Origin of the sequence: Xanthomonas sp. LF06-19, assembly GCF_034105425.1 — a bacterium.
Taxonomy (GTDB): Bacteria; Pseudomonadota; Gammaproteobacteria; order Xanthomonadales; family Xanthomonadaceae; genus Xanthomonas_A; species Xanthomonas_A sontii.
On the sequence record NZ_JAXGGH010000001.1, the window covers coordinates 628097 to 653559 of the forward strand.

The window sequence follows — 25463 nt, forward strand, 5'->3', positions numbered from 1 at the left end:
ACTCCGACCGGAAGGATGCTTCACCCTAACCGCTGGCGCGGCATCGGCACTGTGAGCGCTATCGCGCGATGCGCCGGGGCCTCTGGCACACTGCCGCCTCCCCCGCCGTTCGGACACCCGATGCGCTGCCGCCCACTGCTTGCCGCCCTCGCCCTGCTGCTGGCTGCCCCGGCCGGGGCGCAGGAACCCCTGTTCCACGCCCGCGACCTGGTCGGCGATGGCGTATTCACCGACAAGATCGAAGGGCCTGCGACGGGTCCCGATGGTGCGCTATACGTGGTCAACTTCGCCCACGACGGCAGCATCGGCCGGGTCCAGCGCGACGCCGACGGCCGCGGCCAGGCCACGCTGTTCGTGGATCTTCCCGACGGCAGCATCGGCAACGGCATCCGCTTCGACCGCCGCGGGCGCATGTACGTTGCGGACTACGGCCAGCACCGCATCCTGCGCATCGCCCTGCGCAGCAAGCGCATCGAGGTCTACGCCACGCTGCCGGGCGCGTTCCAGCCCAACGACATCGCGATGGCGCCGGACGGCACCCTGTACGCCAGCGACCCGGACTGGAAGCACGACGGCGGCCAGCTGTGGCGCATCGACCGCGACCGCAGCGCGCACCTGATCGAAACCGGCATGGGCACCACCAACGGCATCGAGGTCAGCCCCGACGGCAAGCGCCTGTACGTCAACGAGAGCGTGCAGCGGCGGATCTGGGTCTACGACCGTGCGGCCGACGGCGCCGTCTCCAACAAGCGGCTGTTCGCCAGCTTCACCGACGCCGGCCTGGACGGCATGCGCTGCGACGTCGACGGCAACCTGTACGTGGCCCGCTACGACGCCGGCAAGGTGATCGTGCTGGCGCCCGACGGCACGCTGCTGCACGAGGTCGCGACCAAGGGCCGCAAGCCCACCAACCTGGCCTTCGGCGGCGCCGACGGGCGCGATGTCGACGTGACCCTGCAGGACCGTGGCGCGATCGAAACCTTCCGCAGCGACCGCCCCGGCCGCGAGCACGGACGCTGATGGGATGCGTATCGCAGCGGCGTCTCAGCCCGCGCAATGGTCCCCTGGCATCCTGGCTGCACTGACTGGAGGGCCGCGCACATGCAGCCGATCGAACTGAACAACCCGGCCGGCTTCGCCGACGAATTCCTGCGCCTGACCCTGCTGCAGGGCTTCCAGTCGCTGACCAAGCGCGACCTGGAACTGCTGATCTTCGTGTTGCTGGAACGCGACGGCGCGATCTCGCGCAGCGATTCCAACAACGCAGTGGCGATGCGCCTGCGGGTGACCCCGGCCAAGGTCAAGGGCCTGCGCCGCGACGGCTATGCGCGCTGGCGTGCGCTGGTGCCGGAGGACAACGAGGCGGCGCTGCAGCGCATCGTCGCCACGGTGCTGACCGAGGACAACCTGCGCGCCGGGGCAAAGCATGTCAGCGAGCGCAGCAAGAAGGACGGCTTCCTGGCGATCCGCATCGAGCATCCCGACGACCAGCAACGCTTCGAACAGGCCATCGTCGACGTCGGCGCCATGCCCGTGTACGAGCGCAACCGCGACGTGATGGCGGTGCGCTTCGACACGCTGCTGAAGATCGCCGAGCGCTGGGGCTACCTGCAACCGGAGCCGGAGAAGGTGACGCACGAACTGCAGAAGCTGGCGCCCACCGCCGAGGAGGTCGCCGATCTATTGAAGAAGGACGTGAGCAAGCTACGCTGGGAGGACGTGCGCCGCGCGCTCAACAGCCTCGGCGCCAAGGCCGTCGCCAGCACCGCCGAGGGCGGGCTGAAGGGCCTGTTGAAGCTCGCGTTTCCGTTCATCCCCGGCTGAGCCGGGGCCGCCATCCATCGCCATACTGGAGTCCGTTGTGTCCATGTCCTGCCGTTCCCTCGCCCTGCTCTGCTGCCTGTGCGCCTGCGCCGCGCCGGCCGCGGCGCAGAATCTCAATACTGCCTCCAGCGCCACCACCGAGCCGCTGCGCGACGTGCCGGTCAACGTGCGCGCGCAGCCGCTCAGCAATGGCGTGGTCACTCACCAGGTGCAGTTGCCGGCCACGCCCGGCGAAGCGCAGGTGACCGTGCGCAGCATCCAGCCGGACCGTGTGGCCGGCAGCTACCGCATCGACTTCGAGGCGCTGGACACCGACCACGACGGCTACATCAGCCGCAGCGAAGCGCAGGCCAATCCGTCGCTGGCCGACGAGTTCGACGCGCTGGACACCAACCGCAGCGGTCGCCTCAGCCGCGCGCAGCTCGCCGGCTGGCTGTAGCCGCAGCGACATGCGTCCCGGCGCCGCCATGAAGGACGCCGGGATGCCGTCGGTCGCGGCCCAAGGCATATTGGAAACGCTTGCTAAACAGCGCCGACGTGCAGATGCGAACGCCCGATTTTTTTAGCGTCGATTAATTCGGCCAGGCCTATGTTCTTGACTCCTTCCCAGCAACAGGAGTCGTGCCATGAACCGCATCGTTCCTCGTCTCGTCCCGTTCGCGTTCGCGCTGCTTGCCGCGCCGGCGCTGGCCATGGCGCAGTCGGCGCCGGACGAAGTGACCCTGCACCAGAACGGCCAGATCATCAATGTCACCTCGGTCGAACCCAACTCGATCGTCGGCGACTACCACATCGACTTCGCCAAGCTCGACCGCAACCATGACGGCTACATCAGCCGCGCCGAAGCCAAGGCCGACCCGACGCTGTACGCCGAGTTCGATGCCGTCGACGTGCATCACCACGGCCGCCTGAGCAAGGCCGACCTGGAAGGCTGGATGTCGACGTGACGCGACTCACGCGTAGACTGACCCGCACCCTCTCCACCACGCGCGCCGCCTGCGGCCTTCCCGCCGCATGCGGCGCGATTGTTTTCTGAAGCGACAACACCGCAGACACCGGCAACGCGAGCGCCACAGCATCGCGCAACCGCATCACCCACACTGACGCCGCCATCGCCGCTGCATCGACCCGATCTCCTCGCAGCGCGTGTCTTCCACCACGCCACCCCGCCGCTCGGCCTCGCCCACCGCGCTGACGACAGCTACAGGAGTCCCTCCTGCAGCGGCGCATCCCGCACCCCGCCCCAGGGATCATCCAGCAGATAGCGCGCCGCGACCGGCTGCGCCGCCGGCACCAGGGTGAGCCGGTAATACACCTCGTCGTCGCCTTCGCAGACTTCGTAGTACAGCGCGTAGTCGCCAGGCTGCAGCGCCAGTGTCACATCGAAGGCCTCGGCGGCAGACGCCACCTGCACCCGCGCATCCGGATCCACCCGGAACGGCACCTGCATGCGCCGCTGCGCACGCGGATCGGGCGCGAACGCCTCGGCCAGCACCAGGTGCACCTGCGCGCCGAACGCGTCCTCGGGCAACGGATCGAACACCACGTAGTCGCGATGCAGGATCACCCCCTGCTCCAGGTTGCGCGGCCCCCAGCGGCAGGCGGCCTCGTCGAAGGCGCGGGCGCGCAACTGCAGCTGGCTGTGGGAAATCAAAAGATCCACGTTCTGTGTCGCGTCTTGCATCGTCATCCTCCATGGCAGGGACGCGGCCTGCGTGCTGCGCTTCGCGCCCTCCCCTCACCCCACCCCCTCTCCCGAGGGGAGAGGGGCTCAAGCAAACCAGCCGAAGCTGGCTCTTCCTTCTCCCTCCAGGAGAAGGTGCCCCCGAGGGGGCGGATGAGGGTACGGGCGCCGCTCGGCGCGCGTGGTCGAATCTGCGGCCGCCGCGCCGGGCCGGAGCGCGCAGTCACACGCCGGAAGCGCGCTTCCAGAAACCATGCATCAACAACGGCAGATTGCCGGCCAGGCCCAACAGCGGGCCGCGCAGCAGGGTGAGGTGCAGCTCATCGTTGGAGAACAGCCGGTTGATCGCATCGAAGCCGTAGGCGGCCACGGTGTTGTCGCTGCGGCGGCCACGCGCCCAGCGCGCCAACCGCTGCGGCGCCGCCCAATCGACCCGCTGCGCCTGCGCCTGCCGCACCAGTGTCGCCAGCGCGGCGACGTCGCGCAGGCCCAGGTTGACGCCCTGCCCGGCCAGCGGATGCACCACGTGCGCGGCATCGCCCAGCACCAGCAGACGACCGCGCTGGTAGGCCTCCACCAGTTGCCGGCGCAGCGGGAAGCCCAGCCGCGGCGACAGCGCGCGCACCGCACCCAGGCGGGCGCCGAAGGCCTGGGTCAGTTTGGCGCCGAACGCCGCATCGTCCAGCGCCAGCACCCGCGCCGCCTCGGCCTCGGGCAAGGTCCACACGATCGAGCTGCGGCCGTCGGCGAACGGCAGAAACGCCAGCGGGCCGCCCGGCAGGAAACGCTGCCAGGCCGTGTCCTGGTGCGGCTGTTCGGTCTGCACGAAGGCGACCACGCCGCGCTGGCCGTAGTCGTGCGCCGGCGCGTCCAGCCCGGCCAGGCCGCGCACCGTGGACTCGGCACCGTCGGCGGCGATCGCCAGGCGTGCGTCCAGGCGGCTGCCATCGTCCAGGCGCAGACGCGCGCGCTCGGCAGACGGCTCCAGCGCCTCCACCCGCGCCGGGCAATGCACCTGCACGCCGGCCGCCGGCAGCGCTGCCCACAGTTGTTCGACCAATAGATTGTGTTCGACGATCCAGCCGAGTTGGTCGCGGCCCAGAGTGTCGGCGTCGAAGGCCAGTTCGCCACCGCCGCCGGCATCCCACACGCGCATGCGCCGGTACGCGCTGGCGCGGCTGGCGACGACCTGCGGCCACACGCCCAGGCCCTGCAGCAGCGCCGCGTTGTCCGGGGCGAAGGCATAGACGCGCAGGTCCGGCGTGTCGGCCGACCAGCGCGGCGGCTCGCGACCCTCGACCAGCGCCACCGCCAGGCCTTCGCCGGCCAGGGCCAGCGCACAGGCCGCGCCGACCACGCCGCCGCCCACCACCACCACATCCAGCACGCCGCGCCGGCTCATGCGCGCGTCTCCCGGCACAGCTGCGGCACATCGCCGCGGAAGCCCATCGCGCCGCCGACCAGGAACGACTGCAACGGCGTGGCCTGCGCCGCCGCCAGCAGGCCCAGGCTGCGCAGCGGGCGCAGCAGCGGGGCCGAATTGGCGGTCAGCCGCGCCAGCCCGCCGGAGAACGTCACCGTGCGCTGGCGATCCTGCTCGCGGCGCTGCGCGTACTGCTGCAGCAGCGCCGGCGCGCCCGGGTCGGTGCCGTCGCGCTCGATCAGTTCGGCCAGGGTCAGCGCATCGCGCAGGCCCAGGTTGAAGCCTTGCGCGCCCAGCGGGTGCAAGGTCTGCGCGGCATTGCCCAGCAGCACCGCGCGCGCATCGGTCAGCCGCTCGACCAGCACCTGCACGATCGGATAGGCGCTGCGCTCGCCGCTACCGAGCAGGCGGCCGACGCGCCAGCCCAGCGCGTCCTGCAGCCGCTGCAGCCAGGCGCCCTCGTCCAGCGCGGCCACCGCGTCGGCGTCCTCGGCGGCGACCGCGTGGATCGCGCCGTAATGGCGGTCGCCGCGCGGCAACAAAGCGGTCGGGCCGTCATCGCGGAAGCGCTCGTAGGCGGTGCCGTCGGGCTGGCGGCTGCCGCGCACCCGCGCCACGAACAGGGTCTGCTGGAAATCGTGGCGCGTTGCGGCGATGCCCAAGGCCTCGCGCACCGCGCTGGCGCTGCCGTCGGCACCGACCAGCAGCCGCGCGTGCAGGACCTGCTCGCTGCCGTCGCGCAGGATCCGCACCCGGCGCTCTCCATGCTCGGCGTCGGGCTCCAGTGCCACGAACTGCGCCGGGCGGTAGCGGGTCAGCTGCCGCGTCGCCGCCAGGCTGGCCTCCAGCGCCTCGCCGAAGTCGCGCGCGACGACCACCTGGCCGAAGGCCTCGCGTCCGTAGTCGGCGGCTTCCAACCGCACCCGGCCGAAGTCGCCGGCGCGGCTGACGTGGATGCGGCGGATCGGTCCGGTCGCCGCGCGCAGCCGCTGCATCACCCCAAGCGCGCTCAGCGCGTTGACCGTAGCGGCGGCGAAGCTGAGGTTGCGCTGGTCGAACACCGGCGGCAACGCGCCCGGCGGTGCGGCCTCGACCAGACCCACGTCCACCCCCAGCCGGTCCAGGGCGATGGCCAGGCTGGCGCCGACCAGGCCGCCGCCGACGATCACTACGTCATGTCGTTTGCTCATCCGGCCATGATACGACCCGCACCCGTCTGCCCGGTGAGCGCCACCGCCCAGCTTGCGTGCCGTGGCGGCAGCGGCGCACGGCGCTCGCGCGCGCCGCGCTTCCAGTAGAATCCGGGGTCTTACGTGCCCCGGTGCCCGCCGTCATGACGCCTTCCACCCACCGCCTCCCCGCCCTGCTGCTGTTGACCGCACTGCTGGCCGCGACCCGCATCAACCACTTCGGGGCGATCCCGGACGCGTCGTGGGCGGTGTTCTTCGTCGGCGGCTTCTACCTGCGCAGTTGGACCCGCTGGGCGTTCCCGCTGCTGATGGCGCTGGCGGTGCTGGTCGACTATCTGGTCATCCGCAGCCAGGGCCTGGATTTCTGGCAGCACTACTGCGTGTCGCCGGCCTACTGGTGCCTGATCCCGGCCTATTTCGTGCTGTGGGTCGGCGGCGCCTGGCTGGCGCGGCGCTACCACGGTGCCGACTGGCGCGCCCTGGGCCTGGCCGCCGCCAGCCTGCTGGTGGCGGTGGCGCTGTGCCACCTGCTGGCGCAAGGCAGCTTCTACTGGGTCAGCCGCAGCGTGCCGAACCCGACCCTGGCCGGCTGGTGGCAGAACTACAGCGACTGGCTGCTGCCCTACCTGGGCAGCGCCAGCCTGTATGTGGCGCTGGCCGCGGCGGTCCAGGTCGGCGTCGAGCAGCTGGCGCGGCTGGGCCAGCGCGGCCAGCCGGTCGGTCACTGACCAGGATGGGCAACCGCCTCTCCAAGATCTACACCCGCACCGGCGACGACGGCAGCACCGGCCTGGGCGACGGCAACCGGGTCGGCAAGGACTCGGCGCGGGTCGCCGCCTACGGCACCGTGGACGAGGCCAACTCGGCGATCGGCTTGGTCCTGGCCTGCCCGCTGGCCGAGGACGTGCGGCAGTTGCTGACCGCGATCCAGCACCAATTGTTCGATCTCGGCGGCGAGCTGTGCATCCCCGGCCACGCGGCCATCCATGCCGCCGACATCGACGCACTGGAACGGCACCTGGACCGCTACAACGACACCCTGCCGCCATTGCAGGACTTCATCCTGCCCGCCGGCGGCGAGGCGGCGGCGCGCTGCCACCTGGCCCGCACCATCGTGCGCCGCGCCGAGCGCGAGACGGTGGCGCTGTCGCGCCAGGACGCGGTGCGCCCGGAAGCGGTGCGCTACCTCAACCGCCTGTCCGACCTGCTGTTCGTGCTGGCGCGGGTGCTGGCGCGGGCCGACGGCCACGGCGAAGTGCTGTGGCGCCACGACCGGCGCCAGGCCTGAGCGACGCCCGGGCCGCGGCCGCGCATGCTGATCTATACCCATCCTGCCTGCCTGGGCCACGCGCCCGGACCGGAACACCCGGAACGGCCGCAGCGCCTGGAGGCGGTGACCACCGCGCTGCGCGAGGCGTTTCCTGCGCTGGAATGGCGCGAGGCGCCGCTGGCCAAGCTCGGCGACCTGGCCCGGGTCCATGAGCGCGAACTGATCGATCGCGTTCTGGCCGATCTCGACGGTCCGCAGATGCTCGACGTGGACACGGTCCTCTCGCCCGGCTCGCGCGCGGCCGCACTGCGCGCCGCCGGCGCCGGCGTCGCCGCGGTGGACGCGGTGATGCACGGCGTGACCGACACCGCCTTCTGCGCGGTGCGCCCGCCCGGCCATCACGCCACCACCGACACCGCGATGGGCTTCTGCCTGTTCAACAACGTGGCCGTGGCCGCCGCCCACGCCCGCGACGCGCATGGACTGGAGCGGATCGCCATCGTCGATTTCGACGTGCATCACGGCAACGGCACCCAGGCGATCTTCGAGCGCGAGCCGAAGGTGCAGTACCTCAGCACCCACCAGTCCGGGCTGTTCCCGCACACCGGCGGGGTCCACGACCGCGGCGTCGGCAACCTGCACAACGCATTGCTGCCACCAGGCAGCGGCGGTTTCCGCTTCCGCAACACCTGGGCCGACCAGATGCTGCCGTTGCTGGACGCGTTCAAGCCACAGCTGCTGCTGATCTCGGCAGGCTTCGACGCGCACATGCGCGACCCGCTGGCCGACCTGATGCTGGAGACCGAGGACTTCGGCTGGATCACCGCCGAACTGCGCGCAGTCGCGCAGCGGCACGCGCGCGGCCGGGTGGTGTCCCTGCTGGAAGGCGGCTACGACCTGCAGGCCCTACGCGAGGGCAGCGTCGCCCACGTCGACGCGCTGCGCTGAGGGTCAGCGCCCGCGCGGCGGCGGCCGCGGCGCGCACACCCGGATCGAAACCCCGCCCCGCCAGGCCGATGAACCCCGTCCCCCGCCCCGGGGACGCCTTCATTGCCCCTATGCACGGGATGGGGCAAGCTAGCGACCGTTTTCGCCCGATACCTGACGCGCGTGCGCCGAACCCTTCGCCTGCTCCCTCTTCCGTTCAGTATCGCCCTGTGCCTGCCGGCATTGGCGGCTGAAAAGCCGCCGAACTGGGGTCTGTGCCCGACCCCGGACGTGCTGCCCAAGTTCGACGACGCGCAGCAGCCGGATCCCAAGCTGGCGCAGAACCGCGAGCAGCAGCCGACCAATATCGAAGGCGACCAGCTGTCGGGCACCACCACCATCCCCAACTACACCGGCAACGTCGCGCTCAAGCGCGGCGACCAGTTCATGGGTACGGACAGCCTGCGGGTGGACACCGAGACCGGCAATTACATTGCCGAGGGTCACGTGCGCTACCAGGACTCGTCGATCCGCATGATCGCCGACCGCGCCGAGGGCAATCAGGACACCGACACCCACAAGATCACCAACATCCGCTACCAGCTGCTGGCCCGCCGCGGCAACGGCAAGGCCGACTCGGTCGACCTGCAGGGTGCGCTGGGGCAGATGCATCGCTCCACCTACACCACCTGCGACCCCTCGCAGCGGGTGTGGGAGCTGCACGCGCCGGAAATCGACGTCGACAACGACGAAGGCTTCGGCACCGCGCGCAACGCGATCCTGAAGATCTACAACGTCCCGATCCTGTACGCGCCCTGGTTCAAGTTCCCGATCGACGATCGCCGCAGCAGCGGTTTCCTGTTCCCGGCGATCGGCATGTCCAGCCGCAACGGCTTCGACTACACCCAGCCGTACTATCTGAACCTCGCGCCGAACTACGACGCCACCCTGTATCCGCGCTTCATGGCCCGCCGCGGCCTGATGCTGGGCAGCGAATTCCGCTATCTCTACGACGGTGGCAAGGGCGAACTGCAGGCCGCCTACCTGCCGGACGACAAGTTGCGCGACAAGGATCGCGGCCGCTTCAGTTACCAGGGCTACCACAACATCAATGCGCAGTGGCAGGCGCGCGCCTCGCTGGCCTGGGTCAGCGACGAGCGCTACACCGAGGACTTCTCCAACCGCCTGCTCGGCAATGCGGTGTCCAACATCCAGAGCACGATCGGCGTCTACGGCACCGGCGAGACCTGGACCGCGGGCGTGATGGCCGACCGCTGGCAGCTGACCGACTACACCCTGACCGAGGATGCGCTGCCGTACAACCGCCAGCCGCGCGCCTTCTTCAACTGGGACCAGTCGTTCGGCAACTATTTCGAAGCCGGGCTGTACAGCGAAGCGGTGCGCTTCGTGCACGACGATATCCATCAGAAAACCACCGACGGCACCTACGAACGCACCGGCGTGGTCACCCCGCGCCCCGGCGGCAGCCGCCTGGACCTGAAGCCCTACATCTCGATGCCGCTGGCCGGCGCCGCCTGGTTCCTCAAGCCGACCCTGGCCTGGCGTTATACCGCCTATCAGCTGGACAAGGATCTGGCGGCTACGCTCGGCGGCGACACCACGCCCTCGCGCAGCCTGCCGATCGCCACGGTCGATGCGGGCGTGTACTTCGACCGCGATACCAAGTGGGGCAACACCAACTATCTGCAGACCCTGGAACCGCGACTGTTCTACCTGTACACGCCGTACCGCGACCAGAACGATCTGCCGATCTTCGACACCCGCGAGTTCACCTTCAGCTGGGGCCAGTTGTTCCGCGATTCCCGCTATACCGGCGCCGACCGCCAGAACGACGCCAACCAGTTGACCATGGCCCTGAGCTCGCGCCTGCTGCGCCAGGACGATGGCAAGGAGAAGCTGTCGGTCAGCCTCGGCCAGATCCTGTATTTCAGCGATTCGCGGGTCAGCCTGCCCAACAGCGACACCACCATCGAGCAGGGCAAGTCGGCCTGGGTGGCCGATGCCAACTACATGATCAACGATCGCTGGAATCTGGGCGCCACCTACCAGTGGGATCCCAAGTACCGGCGCAAGGACCTGGCCAGCTTCCGCGCGCGTTACCTGATGCCCGGCGACGGCATCGTCAATATCGCCTACCGCTACCGCCGCGATCTGCTGGAACAGGCCGACGTGTCGTTCCTGTACCCGATCAATCCGACCTGGAGTGTCGTTGGCCGGCATTACTACTCGCTGATGGACAAGAAGCCGCTGGAAAGCATCCTCGGCGTGCAGTGGGACAGCTGCTGTCTGGCGGTGCGGGCGCTGGCGCGGCGCTACGTGCGCAACCGCACCGGCGCGCTGGATACCGCCTTCCAGATCGAGTTCGTGCTCAAGGGGCTGTCGTCCCTGGGCCAGGACACGGACCGCGTTCTGCGCCGTGCTATCCTCGGCTACAACCGCGACGACCTGTACTTGGTCCCGCCCAGCAACACCACGACCGATCCGGACGCTTACGATCCGAACCAGATTCCATGACCAAGACCCTTTCTGTTTTTCTCGCCGCCCTGGTGGCGATCGCCGGCGTGTCCGCTCCGGCCGCCGCGCAACAAACCCAACCGCTGGACCGCATCGCCGCGGTGGTCGACGAGGATGTCGTACTGCAGAGCGAACTGGATCGTGCCGTGCGCAATGTGAAGGCGCAGTATGCCGGCCGCGAGGCGCAGCTGCCGCCGGATAACGTGCTGCAGCGGCAGGTGCTGGAACGCCTGGTCCTGGTCAAGCTGCAGGTCGCGCGTGCCAACAGCACCGGCATCCGCGTCGGCGACGACGAACTGAACCGCGCCATCGCCAGCATCGCCCAGCAGAACGGCACCGACGTGGACGGCCTGCGCAAGAAGCTGGCCGCCGACGGCATGTCCTACACCGACTTCCGCAACTCGGTGCGCGACGAAATCACCGTGCAGCGCCTGCGCCAGAGCTTTGCGCAGAGCCGCATCAACGTCAGCGAGGCCGAAGTCGACGCGGCGCTGGCGCAGCAAGCCACCACCGGCACCCAGTACCACTTGGCACACATCCTGGTCGGCCTGCCGGAAGGCGCCACCGCCGAGCAGATCAAGACCGCTCAGGGCAAGATCGACGGGGTCAAGAACCTGATCGACAAGGGCGAGATCGATTTCAACGCCGCGGCGGTGCGCTATTCCGACAGCCCCAACGCGCTGGAAGGCGGCGACCTGGGCTGGCGCAGCCTGGACGAGATCCCCAACGCGTTCGCGCAGCTGATCCGCGACATGAAGCCGGGCCAGGTCGCCGGCCCGCTGCGCGGCCCCAGCGGCTTCCAGCTGCTGAAGCTGGTCGAAGTGCGCGACGCCTCGGCCAATCCGGAAAAGAAGACGGTCACCGAGTACCACGCCCGCCACATCCTGATCCGGGTCAACGATGCGCAGCCCGACGCGGCCGCCAAGGCCAAGATCGAAACGCTGCGCGCCCGCATCGCCGGCGGCGCCGACTTCCAGGCCGTGGCCAAGGAAGCGTCGGAAGACACCAACAGCCGCAGCCAGGGCGGCGATCTGGGCTGGTTCCCGGCCGACGCGTTCGGCCCGGACTTCGGCCAGCACGTCGCCAGCCTCCAGGACGGCCAGATTTCGCAGCCGTTCCGCACCGAGGCCGGCTGGCACATCGTGCAGCGCGTCGGCGAGCGCCAGACCGACGTGACCAGCGATACCCAGCGCGCCCAGGTCCGCGAGACCATCGGCCGCCGCAAGCTGGAAGAGGAATACAACCGCTTCCTGCAGGAAATGCGCGGCGAAGCCTACGTCGACCTGCGCGTGGGCAACACCGACGCCGCCACTGCGCCGGCGGCCACGCCCGCGCCGGCGCCCGCCGCCAAGCCCTGATCCATGCGCCCCTCGCTCGCGCTGGTGCCGGGCGAGCCGGGCGGGATCGGCCCGGAGCTGTGCGTGCGGCTGGCGCAACAGCCGCGTCACGACTGCCAGCTCCTGGCCTTCGCCGATCCCGACACCTTGCGCGCCGCCGCGGCGGCGCTGTCGCTGCCGCTGCAGCTGCTGCCCGAATCCAGCCCTGCCGTCGCCCCCGGCGACCTGCGCCTGCGCACGGTCGCCAATGCCGTGCCAAGCCGCTTTGGCGCGACCGAACCGGCCAACGCGGCTGCGGTGATCGCCGCACTGACCCAGGCGGCCGATGCCTGCCTGAGCGGGGAACTGGACGGCGTGGTGACCGGCCCGGTCCATAAAGCGGCGATCAACGCCGGCGGCATCGCCTACACCGGCACCACCGAACTGCTGGCCCAACATGCCGGCCGCGAGGTGGTGATGATGCTGGCCAACGCCATCGTGCGCGTGGCCCTGGTCACCACCCATCTGCCGCTGCGCGCCGTCGCCGATGCGCTCACGCCGACCCTGCTGGAACGCAGCCTGCGCATCACCGAGGCCGCCTTGCGCCACGCGTTCGGCATCGCTACGCCGACCATCGCGGTGCTGGGGCTGAACCCGCATGCCGGCGAGGATGGTCACCTGGGCCTGGAGGAAATCCAGGTGATGCAGCCGGTGCTGGACGCCTTGCGCGCGGAAGGCATGCGCCTGCTCGGCCCGCTCCCGGCCGATACCGCGTTCCTGCCGCAGAAGCTGGCGAGCGTGGACGCGGTGCTGGCGATGTACCACGACCAGGGCCTGCCGGTGCTCAAGTACAGCGGCTTCGAGCAGGCGGTGAACCTGACCCTGGGCCTGCCCTACCCACGCGTGGCGGTCGACCACGGCACCGCACTGGAGCTGGCCGGCCGCGGCGTGGCCGACCCGTCCAGCCTGTTCGCTGCCACTGCGCTGTGCGCGCAACTGGCGGCGCGCCGCGCGCAGTCCTAGGCGCATATCCGGGCGGCGTTCGCGACCTGCCGCAACCAGGGCGCGCCCGGTGATGCCGGCCGCGGCTGAAGCCGCTCCTGCGTCGCTGCAAGCGCGCGCCGCCCCGTGCATGCCGATAAAATGCCGGCCATGACTTCCTCTTCCGGCTTCGGCGCCCCGGCCAAGAAATCCCTCGGCCAGCACTTCCTCAGCGATCGCCACTACATCGACAGCATCGTCCGCGCGGTCGATCCCAAGCCGGGCGACCGGCTGGTGGAGATCGGCCCCGGCCAGGGCGCGATCACCTTCCCGCTGCTGCGCCGGCATGGCCGGCTGACCGTGATCGAATTCGACCGCGACCTGATCGCGCCGTTGACCGCGGCAGCGGCCGACGTCGGCGAACTGACCATCCTCAACCGCGACGTGCTGTCGGTGGATTTCGCCGCCCTGGCCGAGGGCGCGCGCATCCGCCTGGTCGGCAACCTGCCCTACAACATCTCCTCGCCGATCCTGTTCCATGCGCTGGACCACGCCGCAGCGATCGCCGACATGCACTTCATGCTGCAGAAGGAAGTGGTCGACCGCATGGCCGCCGACCCGGGCAGCAAGGTCTATGGCCGACTCAGCGTGATGCTGCAGGCCTACTGCGAGGTGACCTCGCTGTTCGTGGTGCCGCCGGGCGCGTTCCGGCCGCCGCCGAAGGTGGATTCGGCCGTGGTGCGGCTGGTGCCGCGGCCGCCGCAGACGGTGGGCATCGCCGATCCCAAGCGCTTCGCCGACGTGGTCCGCGCCGCGTTCGGGCAGCGCCGCAAGACCCTGCGCAACGCCTTGAACGGCGTCTGCGATGCCGCGCAGTTCGAGGCCGCGGGCGTGCGTCCGGACGCGCGCGCCGAGCAGCTCGAGGTCGCCGACTTCGTGCGCCTGGCCAACATCGCGCACGCCTGAGCGGACGTCCCGCGCGGCGCGCGCATGCATGCGTGGTGCGAACCTCTGCGCACGCGTTGCTCCGCTCCTTGCATGTCGGCGCAGGCGTCGCCGACCTGCGCCGTAGACATGCTGATGACGGCACCGCCTCGAAACCGCAACTTGGCAAGCCGCACAGCACAGACCACCACCGCGAACGACGGCCCTCCTGCGCACTGCCCGCGGCAACAACAGGCCCGCACGGGCGGCTCGCGCAGGCGGCAGCCAGGGCCACTGCCACGCGTCAGCCGCCTGGCAGTGACAACCGCTGTCGCATCTCGCCTCAAACGGCAAAACACGCTCTAAACTGTGGGGATGAACGATGACGCCCCCTATCGGATCGAGGTCGAAGTGTCGCCCCGATTCCTCGACGACCAATCGGCGCCGGAGGACGGACGCTACACGTTCGCCTACACGATCCGCATCCACAACCGCGGCCGCGTCGCCGCGCGCCTGATCGCCCGCCACTGGGAGATCACCGACGGCAACGGCCGCATCGAACGCGTCGACGGCGATGGCGTGGTCGGCGAACAGCCGCGGCTGCGCCCGGGCGAGGATTTCCGCTACACCTCCGGGCTGGTACTGGAAACCGAGCACGGCACGATGCGCGGCCACTACGACATGGAAGCCGACGACGGCACCCATTTCATCGCCGCGATTGCGCCGTTCGTGCTGTCCGTCCCGCGGACCCTGCACTGATGGCGGTCTGGGCGATCGGCGACCTGCAGGGTTGCTACGACATCACCCAGCAGTTGCTGGAGAAGATCCGCTTCGATCCGGCGGTGGACCGGCTGTGGTTCTGCGGCGACCTGGTCAACCGCGGCGGGCAATCGCTGGAGACCCTGCGCCTGGTGCACTCGCTGCGCGAACACAGCGTGGTGGTGCTGGGCAACCACGACCTGTCGCTGCTGGCGATCGGCGAGCGCAGCCCGGACGAACAGCGCAAGGTCAATCCGGACCTGCAACGCATCGTGCTGGCCGAGGATCGCGACGAACTGCTGACCTGGCTGCGCATGCAGAAGCTGCTGCATGCCGACCGCCAGCTCGGCTGGATGATGATCCACGCCGGCCTGGCGCCGAAGTGGACCACCGCGCTGGCCGAGAAGCATGCACGCGAGGTCGAGCAGCAACTGCACGGCAACGGCTACCGCAAGCTGTTCCGCAACATGTACGGCGACCGCCCCGCCTGGTCGCCGGGCCTGACCGGCTACGACCGCTCGCGCGCGATCATCAACCTGTTCACCCGCGCCCGTTACTGCACCCCGCGTGGGCGCATCGCGATCGAGGAAAAGGGCACGCCCGGCACCCAGGCGCAGGGCCTGTATCCGTGGTTCGAGGTGCCGGGGCGGGTCGAGCGCGACCTGAAGATCGTCTGCGGACACTGGTCGACGCTGGGCCTGACCATCACCCAGGGCGTGCACGCGATCGACACCGGCGCGGTCTGGGGCGGCAAGCTCACCGCCCTGCGCCTGGACAGCGAGGACCTGCAGGTCGTGCAGGTCCCCGGCCGGCCGGTGCAGGGACCGCCGCCGGCGGCGCGCACCGCCACGCCGCGGCGGCGCAGCGCGCCGAACCGTGGACAACCGGCGCCGGCTGCCTCTGCTGCGCCCGAGCAGGAATAGGTCTAACGCGAGACGTTGCGGTTTCGCAGGAGCGGCTTCAGCCGCGACAGGCGTTCCCGGGAATGCGTGTCGCGGCTAGCTGCTCCTAACAATCCCGGCATGTGCGCCGGCATCCGCCACAGCCACTGCTTACACCGCGCCCGCCCGGCGCCGGTAATCCACGAATTCGAAGGCCAGCGCATGCCGCGCATCCACCGGATGCGCCTGCCGCGCCACCACCTCCCATTGCGCCGGATCGAACGCGGGAAAATGCGCATCGGCGCCGTCGACCACGGTGTCGACATGGGTGAGGTACAACACCTCGGCCAGCGGCAGGGTCAGGGCGAAGATGTCGCCACCGCCGATCACCGCCAGCTCCGTGGCACCGGCCTCGCGCGCCGCGTCGATCGCCGCCTGCAGCGACGCCACCGCTTGCATGTCCGCGAACGGCACCTGCCCGGAACGGGTCATCACCAGGTTCAAGCGCCCGGGCAGCGCGCGCCCCAGCGACTGCGCGGTCTTGCGCCCCATCAACACCGGCTTGCCCAGGGTCAGCGCCTTGAACCGCTTGAGATCGTCCGGCAGGCGCCACGGCAAGTCGTTGTCGCGACCGATCGCATTGGCCCGATCCAGCGCCGCGAGCAGGCTCAACTGCAGCGAGGGGCGCGTAGACCGCTCCAAATCCGTCCCCGTCGCGACGGCGGCGCTCGCCGATTCCCGATTCCCCACTCCCGATTCCCAGCTGCTGTTCACACCGCCACCGGCGCCTTGATCGCCGGATGCGGGTTGTAGCCCTCGATGGCGATGTCGTCGTAGGTGAAGGCGAACAGATCGGTCACCGCCGGATTCAGCCGCAGCTGCGGCAGCGGCCGCGGCGTGCGTGCCAGCTGTTCGCGCGCCTGTTCGAAGTGGTTGGAATACAGATGCGCATCGCCCAGCGTGTGCACGAAATCGCCCACGCCCAGGCCGGTGGCCTGCGCCACCATGTGGGTCAGCAGCGCATAGCTGGCGATGTTGAACGGCACGCCCAGGAAAATGTCGCCGCTGCGCTGGTACAGCTGGCAGCTGAGCTTGCCGTCGACCACGTAGAACTGGAACAGGCTGTGGCAGGGCATCAGCGCCATCTGCGGCAGCTCGGCCACGTTCCAGGCGCTGATCACCAGCCGGCGCGAATCCGGGTTGCGCTTGATCTCGTCCACCAGCCACTGCATCTGGTCGATCTCGCGACCGTCGGCACCGGTCCAGCGCCGCCACTGCTTGCCGTACACCGGGCCGAGTTCGCCCTGCGCGTCGGCCCACTCGTCCCAGATGCTGACCTTGTTGTCCTTGAGATAGGCGATGTTGGTCTCGCCCTTCAGGAACCACAGCAACTCGTGCACGATCGAGCGCAGGTGCAGCTTCTTGGTGGTGACCAGCGGGAAGCCATCGTTGAGATCGAAGCGCATCTGCCAGCCGAACACGCTGCGCGTACCGGTGCCGGTGCGGTCGGATTTCTCCGCGCCGCGCTCCAGCACGTGCTGCAGCAATTCCAGGTACTGCTTCACTTGCTCACCTCCGGCGGCGGCACCGGCTGCAGCACCGGCGCGCTGCGCGAGCGCCACAGCAGGAACAGGCCGAGCAGGATCAGCGGGATGCTCAGTTGCTGGCCGCGGGTCAGCCAATGGAACGCCAGGTAGCCGAGTTGCGCATCCGGCACCCGCACGAATTCCACGGCGAAGCGGAACACGCCGTACAGCAACGCGAACAAGCCGGACACCGCATAGCGCGCGCGCGGCTTCATCGAGAACGTCCACAGCACCACGAACATCACCAGCCCTTCCAACGCCGCTTCGTACAGCTGCGACGGATGGCGGGCATAGCGATCGAGCAGGCCCGCGGCGTATTGCTGCTGCAGTTGCGCGGCACTCTTCAGGCTCTCCAGTGCCGGCGCATTGGCCACGCCGTCCTGTATCGGCGCGTGCGGGAAGATCACGCCCCAGCCGGCATGGGTCAACTTGCCCCACAACTCGCCGCCGACGAAATTGCCGATGCGGCCGAAGCCCAGGCCCAGCGGCACCAGCGGCGCGATGAAATCGACGGTGTCGAAGAAATGCAGGCGCGCCTTGCGCGTCCACCACAGGCAGGCCGCCAGCACGCCCAGCAGGCCGCCGTGGAAGCTCATGCCGCCGTCCCACACCTTGAAGATCAGCAGCGGGTCGGCCAGGAAATCGGACAGTGCGTAGAACAGCATGTAGCCGATGCGCCCGCCCAGCACCACGCCGAGCATCGCGTAGAACAGCAGATCGGAGAAGCCGTCCTCGTTCACCCCGGGCAGGCGCCCGGCGCGGATGCGGCGGCGGCCAAGCCACCAGGCCGAGATGAAGCCGGCCAGATACATCAGCCCGTACCAATGCACCTTCACCGGCCCGAACGAGAAGGCGATGGGATCGATCTGGTGGAGATAGGTCATGCGCAAACGTCGGCCGGGGGCAAAGAGTGCCTATTCTGCCACTGACTCCGCTCCTTGCCGCGCCTATGGACGGCGCAGCGGGGTAGCGCTTCATCTGCTGGCAGGCGCACGCGTCTGCCACTGACTCCGCTCCTTGCCGCGCCTACGGACGGCGCAGCGGGGTAGCGCTTCATCTGCTGGCAGGCGCACGCGTCTGCCACTGACTCCGCTCCTTGCCGCGCCTACGGACGGCGCAGCGAGGTAGCGCTTCATCTGCTGGCAGGCGCACGCGTCTGCCACTGATTCCGCTGCTTGCCGCGACTGCGGACGGCGCAGCGGGGTAGCGCTTCATCTGCTGGCAGGCGCACGAACCTGCCACTGACTCCGCTGCTTGCCGCGCCTACGGACGGCGCAGCGGGGTAGCGCTTCATCTGCTGGCAGGCGCACGAACCTGCCACTGACTCCGCTGCTTGCCGCGCCTGCGGACGGCGCAGCGGGGTGGCGCTTCATCTGCTGGCAGGCGCACGAACCTGCCGCCGACCGACTCCAAGGCAATATGCTCAGCCCAGACGCCACGTGCCCCTCGTTGCTTGTGGGAGCGGCCCATGTGGCCTCCAGGCCATCAGCGGCAACGAGCAGAGCCATCGGGTTCACTCCGGCGCTATCGCGTCGGGACTGAAGTCCCTCCCACAACACCACCCGTCGCACCATGCAGGAGCGGCATCGCCCTGATGTGGGAGCGGCTTCAGCCGCGACGAGCAGAGCCATCAGGCCCCAGCCCGGCACTCTCGCCTAGGGACCGAAGTCCCTTCCACAACACCGCCGCCTCTGCTGGCAGCGCAAACCACCACAGCAGCACACTCAATCCAGCACCTGCGGCAGGTTCGGCAGTTCGTTCTCGCCCGGCTGGCCCGGCTGTGCCGGGAAGTGCGCGGCCAGCAACGCGGACACCGCGCCAACACCAGCGATCACCGCCTGTTCGGGTTGGCCCGCACGCATCTCGCGCTCGATCAGCGCGCAGACCTGGCGCCATTGTGGGGCGTCCACCCGCCCGTGCAGTCCACGGTCGGCGACGATCTCGATGTGGTGATCGGCCAGCAGCAGATAGATCAGCACGCCGTTGTTGGCCTCGGTATCCCAGGTGCGCAACTGTGCGAACGCGTGCTCGGCGCGCAGCCGCGGCGCCATGCCGCGCAGCACCTGCGCCGGTGCCAGCCCCGATTCCACTGCGAACATCACCTGCCCGCTGTGCAGGCGCTCGCCCTCGGCGATCGCCGCGCCGATGCGCTCTAGGCTGGCCGCCGGGAACAGGCGCTGTGCCGACGGCGCGAACAGGTGCCGGACCAAGCGCATCACCAGCTCCCCGAGGCGCCGCCGCCTCCGGAACTGCCGCCACCACCGCCCCAGCCGTCGCCGCCGAAGCCGCCTCCGCCGCCACCCCAACTACCGCCACCGCCGCCCCAGCCACCGCCGAAGCCGCCGCCACCCCAGCCGCCCCAACCGCCGCCGCCGGCCGAACGGCCCGGTGCGATTCCCACAAACAGGCCCAGCAGCAGGCCGATCGCGCCGGTCAGCGCACCGACGAACAGCGACAGACTCAGCAGCAGGCCGACGCCGCCGCCGACCACGCCGCTCAGCACGCCGCGCACCGGGCGCGACAGCCGCGCGAACAGCACCTGCGCGACCAGCGCCGCGAACAGGCCGGCGAAGAAACCGAATCCCAGGCCGCCGCCGCGCGAGGCCGAGGCGTGCGCGCTGACCGGCGCCGGCAACGCTTCGCCGTCGATCAGCTTGACCAGCATCGCGGTCGCTTCGGAAATCCCGCCACTGTAGTCGCCTGCGCGGAAGCGCGGCACCAGGTACTCCTGGATGATGCGGTTGGCGGTGGCGTCGGGAATCGCGCCTTCCAGGCCGTAGCCGGGCTGGATGCGCACGCGCCGGTCGTCCTTGGCCACCACCAGCAGGACGCCGTCGTCCACGCCCTTGCGGCCGAGCTTCCACTGGTCGAACACGCGCTGGGTGTATTGCTCGATGCTCTCGGGCGCGGTGCTGGGCACCACCAGGACCTGCAACTGGCTACCCTTGCGCTGCTGCAACTGCACCGCCTGCCGGTCCAGCTCCAGGCGCTGGTTCGGCGTCAGCGTGCCGGTGGTGTCGACCACCGGCGCGTCCAGCGGCGGGATCGGCGCCTCGGCCTGCGCCCAGGCCAGCCAGGGCAGCAGCGCCAGCAGCAGCACCAGCCAGACGCCGGCGAGCCGGCGGCGAGCGGCGCCACGCGACGCCGCCGATGCGACAGCGCGCTCAGTCACCACGGGTGCGGAACGCATGGTCACGCCGGCCCGCGGCGGCGCTTAGTGCGCCGGCGCCGGCTGTTGCGGCTGCTGTGGAGCGGACGCGGGCTGGCCACCGAAGTTCACCGCCGGCGCCTCGGAAATCTGCGCTTCGTTCTCCACCGAGAAGTTGGGCTTCTCCTTGTAGCCGAACATCTTGGCGGTGAGCACCTGCGGGAAGGACAGGATGTAGGTGTTGTAGTCCTGTACCGCCTGGATGTAGCGGCCGCGCGCCACGGTGATGCGGTTCTCGGTGCCTTCCAGCTGCGCCTGCAGATCGCGGAAGGCCTGGTCGGACTTGAGGTTCGGGTAGTTCTCGCTGACCACCAGCAACCGCGACAGCGCGCTGGACAACTGGCCCTGCGCCTGCTGGAACTGCTGCAGCGAGGCGGCATCGTCGGCATTGACCTGCACTTGGCCGACGCGGGCACGGGCGTTGGTCACGTCGGTCAACACCTGCCGCTCCTGGTCCGCATAGCCCTTGACCGTGTTGACAAGGTTCGGCACCAGGTCGGCGCGGCGCTTGTACTGGTTCAGCACTTCCGACCAGCCGGCCTTGACCGCCTGGTCCTTCTGCTGGATCGCGTTGTAGCCGCAGCCGGACAGCAACACCGCCAGCGCGGCCAGAAACAAGGAGCGGGACAACAGGCGCATGCGAGGACTCCGGCGGATGACTGCGCGCAGCTTGCCACGCCGCCGGTGAAAACGCAGCCGACCTCAGTGGCGGCTCACCACTTCCCGGCGCCGGGCACCTGGTGCGCGGCGGCGCGGCGGCGCATCAGCAGGTTCAGCCATTCCACCAGCACCGAGAAGCCCATCGCCGCGTAGATGTAGGGCTTGGGCACGTGCACGTCCAGGCCGTCCAGGATCAGCACCACGCCGATCATCAGGATGAAGGCCAGCGCCAGCATCTTCACCGTCGGGTTGGCGTCGATGAAGCGGCCCAGCGGATTGGCCGCCAGCAGCATCACCGCCACCGCCAGCAGCACGGCGGCGATCATCACCGGGATGTGCTGGGCCATGCCCACCGCGGTGATCACCGAATCCAGCGAGAACACGATGTCGATCACCGCGATCTGCGCGATCACCATCCAGAACACGCCCGAGGCCTTGCTGGTGGTGGGGTCTTCGTCTTCGCCGCCGGTGATCAGCTCGCGGATCTCCATCGTGCCCTTCACCAGCAGGAACAGGCCGCCGACGATCAGCACCAGGTCGCGGATCGAGATGCCCATGCCGGCGACGCTGAACAGCTCGCCCTGCATACGCGCCAGGAACGCCAGCGACACCAGCAGCGCGATGCGGGTCAGGCACGCCACCGCGATGCCGAACTTGCGCGCGGCCGGGCGCTGCGCTTCCGGCAGTTTGCCCACGGCGATGGAGATGAACACCAGGTTGTCGATGCCCAGCACGATCTCCAACGCACTCAGCGTCAACAGCGTCAGCCAGGTGTTGGGGTCGGCGAGAAACTCGAGGGCCATGGCGTCGGATCCTTTAACGGAAGAAGAAACGGGCGGCGATCACAGCAGGCGCGGCAGCAGGATCAGGCCCCAGCACAGCACCACGTTGGCCAGCATCACGAAGACCGCGGCCGAGCCCATGTCCTTCGCGCGGCCGGCCAGTTCGTGATGCTCGGGGCCGTAGCGCTCGATCACCGCTTCGATCGCCGAATTGAGCAGTTCCACCGCCAGCACCAGCAGCAGCGAGCCGATCATCAGCACCTGCTGCACGGGTCCCTGCCCCAGCCACAGCGCCAGCGGCGCCAGGATCAGGAACAGGCACACCTCCAGGCGAAACGAGGACTCGTGCAGCCAGGCCGCGCGCAGCCCCTGCCACGACCAGCGTGCCGCCATCAGCATGCGGCGCGGTCCACGCGGCAGATGCCCGAACTGGTCGGCCACGGCTCAGCCCCGCCCCAGGGAACGGGGACGCGACGACGACGGCCGGAAGGAATCGGTCATGGGCAAGGCGCAGCGGGATAGGCGGCAATTTTGCCACAAGCCCCGCAGCACCGCCGGCATCGCCGCGGATTTGCCTGCATGTCGTGCCTGCGGCACCATCGCCGATCCCCTTGCTTCGAGGAGGCGTCATGCCCCGTTCGCCGCTGCGCGCACCGCTGCTCGCCCTGAGTCTGTTCAGTCTGTCCCTGCTGGGCCTGTCGCCGGCGCTGGCGCTCACCCCACCCCCGCCGCCCAGCGTGCCCGACCAGGTCTCCAATGCCGCCTGGGAAGAGGACATGGCGCGTTTCGCCAAGGACGATGCCGCGCATCCGGTCAAACCCGGTGGCGTGCTGTTCGTCGGCAGTTCCTCGATCCGCTTCTGGACCTCGCTGGCCACGGATTTTCCGGGCGTGCAGACGCTCAACCGCGGCTTCGGCGGCTCGGAGATCCGCGACAGCACCTGGTATGCCCACCGCATCGTGGTGCCGTACAAGCCGCGCCTGATCGTGTTCTACGCCGGCGACAACGACCTCAACAGCGGCCGCAGCCCGCAGCAGGTGCGCGACGACTTCGTGGCCTTCGCGACCCGCGTGCACCGCGACCTGCCCAAGACCCGCATCATCTATCTGTCGATCAAGCCCAGCCCCTCGCGCGCGGCGCTGATGCCGAAGATGGCCGAGGCCAACGCGCTGATCCGCAAGGCCGCCGCAAGCCTGAAGCAGGTGCAGTTCGTCGACGTGTACACGCCGATGCTGGGTGCCGACGGCCAGCCGCGCGCCGAGCTGTTCGGACCGGACAAGTTGCACATGAACGCGGCCGGCTACGCGCTGTGGCGCGACACCGTGCGTCCGTACCTGAAGGATTGAACCGTGACGCGCCCGCGCCGCCGTGCGCGGGCGCTCACGTGACCGGCGGGAACCGCACGGTCGCAAGAATGCCGCCGCCCTCGGCGCTTTCCAGGGCCACCTGCCAACCGAAACGGTCGCACAGCCGGCGCACGATCGACAGGCCCAGCCCGGTGCCTTGCGGGCGCTCCGGCTCGGCACGGAAGAACGGCTCGAAGGCGTGCCGCAAAGCGTCCTCGGACATGCCGATGCCGGTGTCGCGGATGCGGATGCGGTCGGCCTCGACCTCGACCTCGATGCGCCCGGCGTCGGTGTAGCTGCAGGCGTTGCGCAGCAGGTTGCTGACCACCACGTGCAGCACGCGCGGCGGCGCATGCAATGTCGCCGAGGCCAGCACGCGCACGCTCAGGGTCACCGGCTTGCCGATCAGCAGTTCGCGCGCGTTCTCGGCCTCGTACTCGACCACGTCGGCGATCTCGAAGAGTTCGCTCTGCGGCACCACGTCCGCTTCCCGCGCCAGGATGAGGAAGGCGTCGATCACCGCCTCCATGTCGCGGCCGGCGCGCTGGATGCGCTGCAGGCTGCGGTGCAGGCGCGGCGGCAGTTCCTGCTCGGTCATGGCGATGTCGGTGGCGACGCGGATCACCGTCAGCGGGGTGCGCAGCTCGTGGCTGGCATCGCGGGTGAAGTTGCGTTCGCGGGCGACGTGGTCGGTGACGCGCAGGGCCAGCGCATGCAGGGCGGCGGCCAGTTGCCGCGCCTCGCCCTGTACGTCGGTCGGCAGGTTTTCCGGGGCCAGTTCGGCGGCGGCTGGATGCCGCGGATCCCAGCGCGCGACCCGCCGCGCCAGCCAGTTCATCGGCGACAGCAAGCGCCGCGACACCCGCCAGGTCAGCCAGGCCACCACCAGCACCGCGATCAGGGTGAGCAACGTCGGCACCACGCCGAACCAGAACGCCAGCCGCTGCGCCGGTGCGCGCAAAAACACCAGGTACAGGCGCCCGCTCTCGGTCTGGTCGACCAGCACCATCTCGCCGCCGGGGCGATCCTCGTGCAGACCGGGCGCCAACCCGCGCAGGTCGGCAGGCACCGCCGCATCGGATTGCCCGGCCGGCACCAGATAACCGCGCAGGCTGTGGCTGTTGGGCGGCGGTTGCTGCGGCAGCTGCGCGCGCAGGCGCCAGTAGTAGCGCGCCTCCTGCTTCAGGATCGAGCCGACCAGCGAGTGCTGCACGATCGCGACCACCAGATAACTGGCAAGCGTGACCACACAGCCCGCAAACACGATGCGGGCGATCAGGGCGAGGCGAAGTTTGCGCGGCAACCCGTGCGGCATACGGCATCCGTGATCGTTGCCGCGATTATAGGAAGGCCGATCGTGAGCCTTTCGTGCAAGCGGCCCCGTTCACCGGGGCCGCTGCGGGGTCCACGATCGGGCGTTGCCTCAGCTCATCGGCTGGGCGATGTCGGCGATGCGGTAGCCGGCGCTCTGCACGGTGTGCAGCAGCGGGCGGTCGAACGGCTTGTCGATGATCTTGCGCAGGTTGTACAAGTGGCTGCGCAGGGTGTCCGAGTCCGGCAGGCCGTTGCCCCAGATCTCGCGCTCGATTTCCTGGCGGGTGACCACGCGCGGCGATTCGCGCATCAGGATGGTCAGCAGGCGCAGGCCGATCGGCGAGAGCTGCAGCTCGGTGCCGGCGCGGGTGGCACGCATGCTCACCGGATCCAGCACCAGGTCGGCCACCTTCAGCACTTCCGAACCGACCTGGCGGCGCTCGCGGCGGATCAGTGCGCGCAGGCGGGCTTCCAGTTCCTGGATCGCGAATGGCTTGGTCAGGTAGTCGTCGGCACCGAAGCCCAAACCGGTGAGCTTGTCGTCGAGCGTGTCGCGCGCGGTCAGCATCAGCACCGGGGTCGACTTGCGCGCGTCGTTGCGCAGGCGGCGGCACACTTCGATGCCGTCCAGACGCGGCAGCATCAGGTCCAGCACCACCACGTCGTAGCTGTTCTCCGCCGCCAGGCGGTAGCCGTCCAGGCCGTCGCAGGCGTAATCCACTTCGAACCCGCGGCCTTCCAGGTACTCGCCGATCATCTCGGAAATATTGCGGTTGTCCTCCACGACCAGCACGAGCCCGGATGTTTCCTTGGTCTGACGCATAACGCTTCCTCAGTCTTCAGCTTTGTGAAA

At 69.5% G+C, this 25463-nt stretch carries 27 protein-coding genes; 14 read left to right on the forward strand and 13 right to left on the reverse strand.

What is annotated here, in order from left to right; genetic code table 11:
• Nucleotides 1-120 precede the first annotated feature (120 nt).
• The 4 genes from SLW55_RS02880 (at nt 121) to SLW55_RS02895 (ending at nt 2771) form a co-directional block, all read left to right on the forward strand.
• On the forward strand, nt 121-1020 hold the full coding sequence (locus tag SLW55_RS02880) for an SMP-30/gluconolactonase/LRE family protein (protein WP_267100016.1): 900 nt from the start codon (nt 121-123) through the stop codon (nt 1018-1020).
• 81 nt (nt 1021-1101) lie between these two features.
• On the forward strand, nt 1102-1824 hold the full coding sequence (locus SLW55_RS02885; protein WP_017907756.1) for a hypothetical protein: 723 nt from the start codon (nt 1102-1104) through the stop codon (nt 1822-1824).
• 43 nt (nt 1825-1867) lie between these two features.
• Nucleotides 1868-2263 (forward strand): EF-hand domain-containing protein, encoded by a 396-nt coding sequence (locus SLW55_RS02890; RefSeq protein WP_267100015.1) that lies wholly within the window; start codon nt 1868-1870, stop codon nt 2261-2263.
• Between the two features lie 187 nt (nt 2264-2450).
• Entirely contained in the window at nt 2451-2771 is a 321-nt protein-coding gene (locus SLW55_RS02895) for a hypothetical protein (protein ID WP_010340011.1), read from the forward strand.
• Between the two features lie 254 nt (nt 2772-3025).
• Here SLW55_RS02895 and comJ read toward each other — a convergent pair whose 3' ends face one another.
• From comJ to ubiH, 3 genes are all read right to left on the reverse strand, one after another.
• Entirely contained in the window at nt 3026-3508 is a 483-nt protein-coding gene (gene comJ / locus SLW55_RS02900; protein WP_267100014.1) for a competence protein ComJ, read from the reverse strand.
• Between the two features lie 223 nt (nt 3509-3731).
• A complete protein-coding gene (locus SLW55_RS02905; RefSeq protein ID WP_320744526.1) occupies nt 3732-4910 on the reverse strand; it encodes a UbiH/UbiF family hydroxylase in 1179 nt (392 codons plus the stop codon).
• Nucleotides 4907-6121 carry a 2-octaprenyl-6-methoxyphenyl hydroxylase gene (gene ubiH, locus SLW55_RS02910; RefSeq protein WP_043093093.1) on the reverse strand — a complete coding sequence of 405 codons (1215 nt, stop codon included), beginning with the start codon at nt 6119-6121 and terminating at the stop codon, nt 4907-4909. Before ubiH ends, SLW55_RS02905 begins: the two co-directional genes overlap by 4 nt.
• A gap of 143 nt (nt 6122-6264) precedes the next feature.
• On the opposite strand from ubiH, the gene SLW55_RS02915 reads away from it, so the two are divergent.
• From SLW55_RS02915 to SLW55_RS02955, 9 genes are all read left to right on the forward strand, one after another.
• Nucleotides 6265-6849: a hypothetical protein gene (locus tag SLW55_RS02915; RefSeq protein ID WP_320744528.1), complete on the forward strand. Its 585-nt coding sequence runs from the start codon at nt 6265-6267 to the stop codon at nt 6847-6849.
• Between the two features lie 5 nt (nt 6850-6854).
• The gene (locus tag SLW55_RS02920) at nt 6855-7409 is read left to right on the forward strand and encodes a cob(I)yrinic acid a,c-diamide adenosyltransferase (protein ID WP_043093097.1); all 555 of its coding nucleotides are present in this window, start codon (nt 6855-6857) and stop codon (nt 7407-7409) included.
• A 24-nt stretch (nt 7410-7433) separates the two neighbouring features.
• Entirely contained in the window at nt 7434-8339 is a 906-nt protein-coding gene (locus SLW55_RS02925) for a histone deacetylase family protein (RefSeq protein ID WP_043093099.1), read from the forward strand.
• Between the two features lie 162 nt (nt 8340-8501).
• Nucleotides 8502-10853, forward strand: a complete 2352-nt coding sequence (gene lptD, locus SLW55_RS02930; protein ID WP_148830593.1) for an LPS-assembly protein LptD — start codon at nt 8502-8504, stop codon at nt 10851-10853.
• The gene (locus SLW55_RS02935; RefSeq protein WP_150410673.1) at nt 10850-12211 is read left to right on the forward strand and encodes a peptidylprolyl isomerase; all 1362 of its coding nucleotides are present in this window, start codon (nt 10850-10852) and stop codon (nt 12209-12211) included. Before lptD ends, SLW55_RS02935 begins: the two co-directional genes overlap by 4 nt.
• A 3-nt stretch (nt 12212-12214) precedes the next feature.
• Nucleotides 12215-13192: a 4-hydroxythreonine-4-phosphate dehydrogenase PdxA gene (gene pdxA / locus SLW55_RS02940; protein ID WP_320739574.1), complete on the forward strand. Its 978-nt coding sequence runs from the start codon at nt 12215-12217 to the stop codon at nt 13190-13192.
• A gap of 129 nt (nt 13193-13321) precedes the next feature.
• On the forward strand, nt 13322-14116 hold the full coding sequence (gene rsmA, locus SLW55_RS02945) for a 16S rRNA (adenine(1518)-N(6)/adenine(1519)-N(6))-dimethyltransferase RsmA (protein ID WP_152235574.1): 795 nt from the start codon (nt 13322-13324) through the stop codon (nt 14114-14116).
• A 333-nt stretch (nt 14117-14449) separates the two neighbouring features.
• The gene (gene apaG / locus SLW55_RS02950) at nt 14450-14833 is read left to right on the forward strand and encodes a Co2+/Mg2+ efflux protein ApaG (RefSeq protein ID WP_010340000.1); all 384 of its coding nucleotides are present in this window, start codon (nt 14450-14452) and stop codon (nt 14831-14833) included.
• Nucleotides 14833-15756, forward strand: a complete 924-nt coding sequence (locus tag SLW55_RS02955) for a symmetrical bis(5'-nucleosyl)-tetraphosphatase (RefSeq protein ID WP_017916442.1) — start codon at nt 14833-14835, stop codon at nt 15754-15756. Before apaG ends, SLW55_RS02955 begins: the two co-directional genes overlap by 1 nt.
• A gap of 129 nt (nt 15757-15885) precedes the next feature.
• Here the strand turns inward: SLW55_RS02955 and SLW55_RS02960 are convergent, their stop codons facing one another.
• The 8 genes from SLW55_RS02960 to SLW55_RS02995 form a co-directional block, all read right to left on the reverse strand.
• Complete coding sequence (locus tag SLW55_RS02960; protein ID WP_267100053.1) at nt 15886-16392, reverse strand: dihydrofolate reductase; 507 nt, start codon at nt 16390-16392, stop codon at nt 15886-15888.
• 92 nt (nt 16393-16484) lie between these two features.
• A complete protein-coding gene (locus SLW55_RS02965; protein WP_295965446.1) occupies nt 16485-17279 on the reverse strand; it encodes a thymidylate synthase in 795 nt (264 codons plus the stop codon).
• Nucleotides 17276-18184, reverse strand: a complete 909-nt coding sequence (gene lgt / locus SLW55_RS02970; protein ID WP_017916439.1) for a prolipoprotein diacylglyceryl transferase — start codon at nt 18182-18184, stop codon at nt 17276-17278. Before lgt ends, SLW55_RS02965 begins: the two co-directional genes overlap by 4 nt.
• Nucleotides 18185-19024: 840 nt before the next feature.
• Nucleotides 19025-19516 carry a TPM domain-containing protein gene (locus SLW55_RS02975; RefSeq protein ID WP_320744532.1) on the reverse strand — a complete coding sequence of 164 codons (492 nt, stop codon included), beginning with the start codon at nt 19514-19516 and terminating at the stop codon, nt 19025-19027.
• Complete coding sequence (locus tag SLW55_RS02980) at nt 19516-20490, reverse strand: TPM domain-containing protein (RefSeq protein WP_320744534.1); 975 nt, start codon at nt 20488-20490, stop codon at nt 19516-19518. The genes SLW55_RS02975 and SLW55_RS02980 overlap by 1 nt, the downstream gene beginning before the upstream one ends.
• Before the next feature lie 24 nt (nt 20491-20514).
• Complete coding sequence (locus SLW55_RS02985; RefSeq protein ID WP_043093112.1) at nt 20515-21147, reverse strand: LemA family protein; 633 nt, start codon at nt 21145-21147, stop codon at nt 20515-20517.
• A gap of 74 nt (nt 21148-21221) precedes the next feature.
• On the reverse strand, nt 21222-21971 hold the full coding sequence (locus SLW55_RS02990) for a TerC family protein (protein ID WP_010342213.1): 750 nt from the start codon (nt 21969-21971) through the stop codon (nt 21222-21224).
• A gap of 39 nt (nt 21972-22010) precedes the next feature.
• Nucleotides 22011-22391, reverse strand: coding sequence for a diacylglycerol kinase (locus tag SLW55_RS02995; protein ID WP_010342212.1), 381 nt, complete (start codon nt 22389-22391; stop codon nt 22011-22013).
• A 188-nt stretch (nt 22392-22579) separates the two neighbouring features.
• On the opposite strand from SLW55_RS02995, the gene SLW55_RS03000 reads away from it, so the two are divergent.
• Nucleotides 22580-23296 (forward strand): SGNH/GDSL hydrolase family protein, encoded by a 717-nt coding sequence (locus SLW55_RS03000; protein ID WP_320744536.1) that lies wholly within the window; start codon nt 22580-22582, stop codon nt 23294-23296.
• A gap of 34 nt (nt 23297-23330) precedes the next feature.
• Here the strand turns inward: SLW55_RS03000 and SLW55_RS03005 are convergent, their stop codons facing one another.
• The gene (locus SLW55_RS03005) at nt 23331-24611 is read right to left on the reverse strand and encodes a HAMP domain-containing sensor histidine kinase (RefSeq protein WP_152236702.1); all 1281 of its coding nucleotides are present in this window, start codon (nt 24609-24611) and stop codon (nt 23331-23333) included.
• 108 nt (nt 24612-24719) lie between these two features.
• On the reverse strand, nt 24720-25433 hold the full coding sequence (locus SLW55_RS03010; protein WP_003481607.1) for a response regulator transcription factor: 714 nt from the start codon (nt 25431-25433) through the stop codon (nt 24720-24722).
• Between the last annotated feature and the right edge of the window lie 30 nt (nt 25434-25463).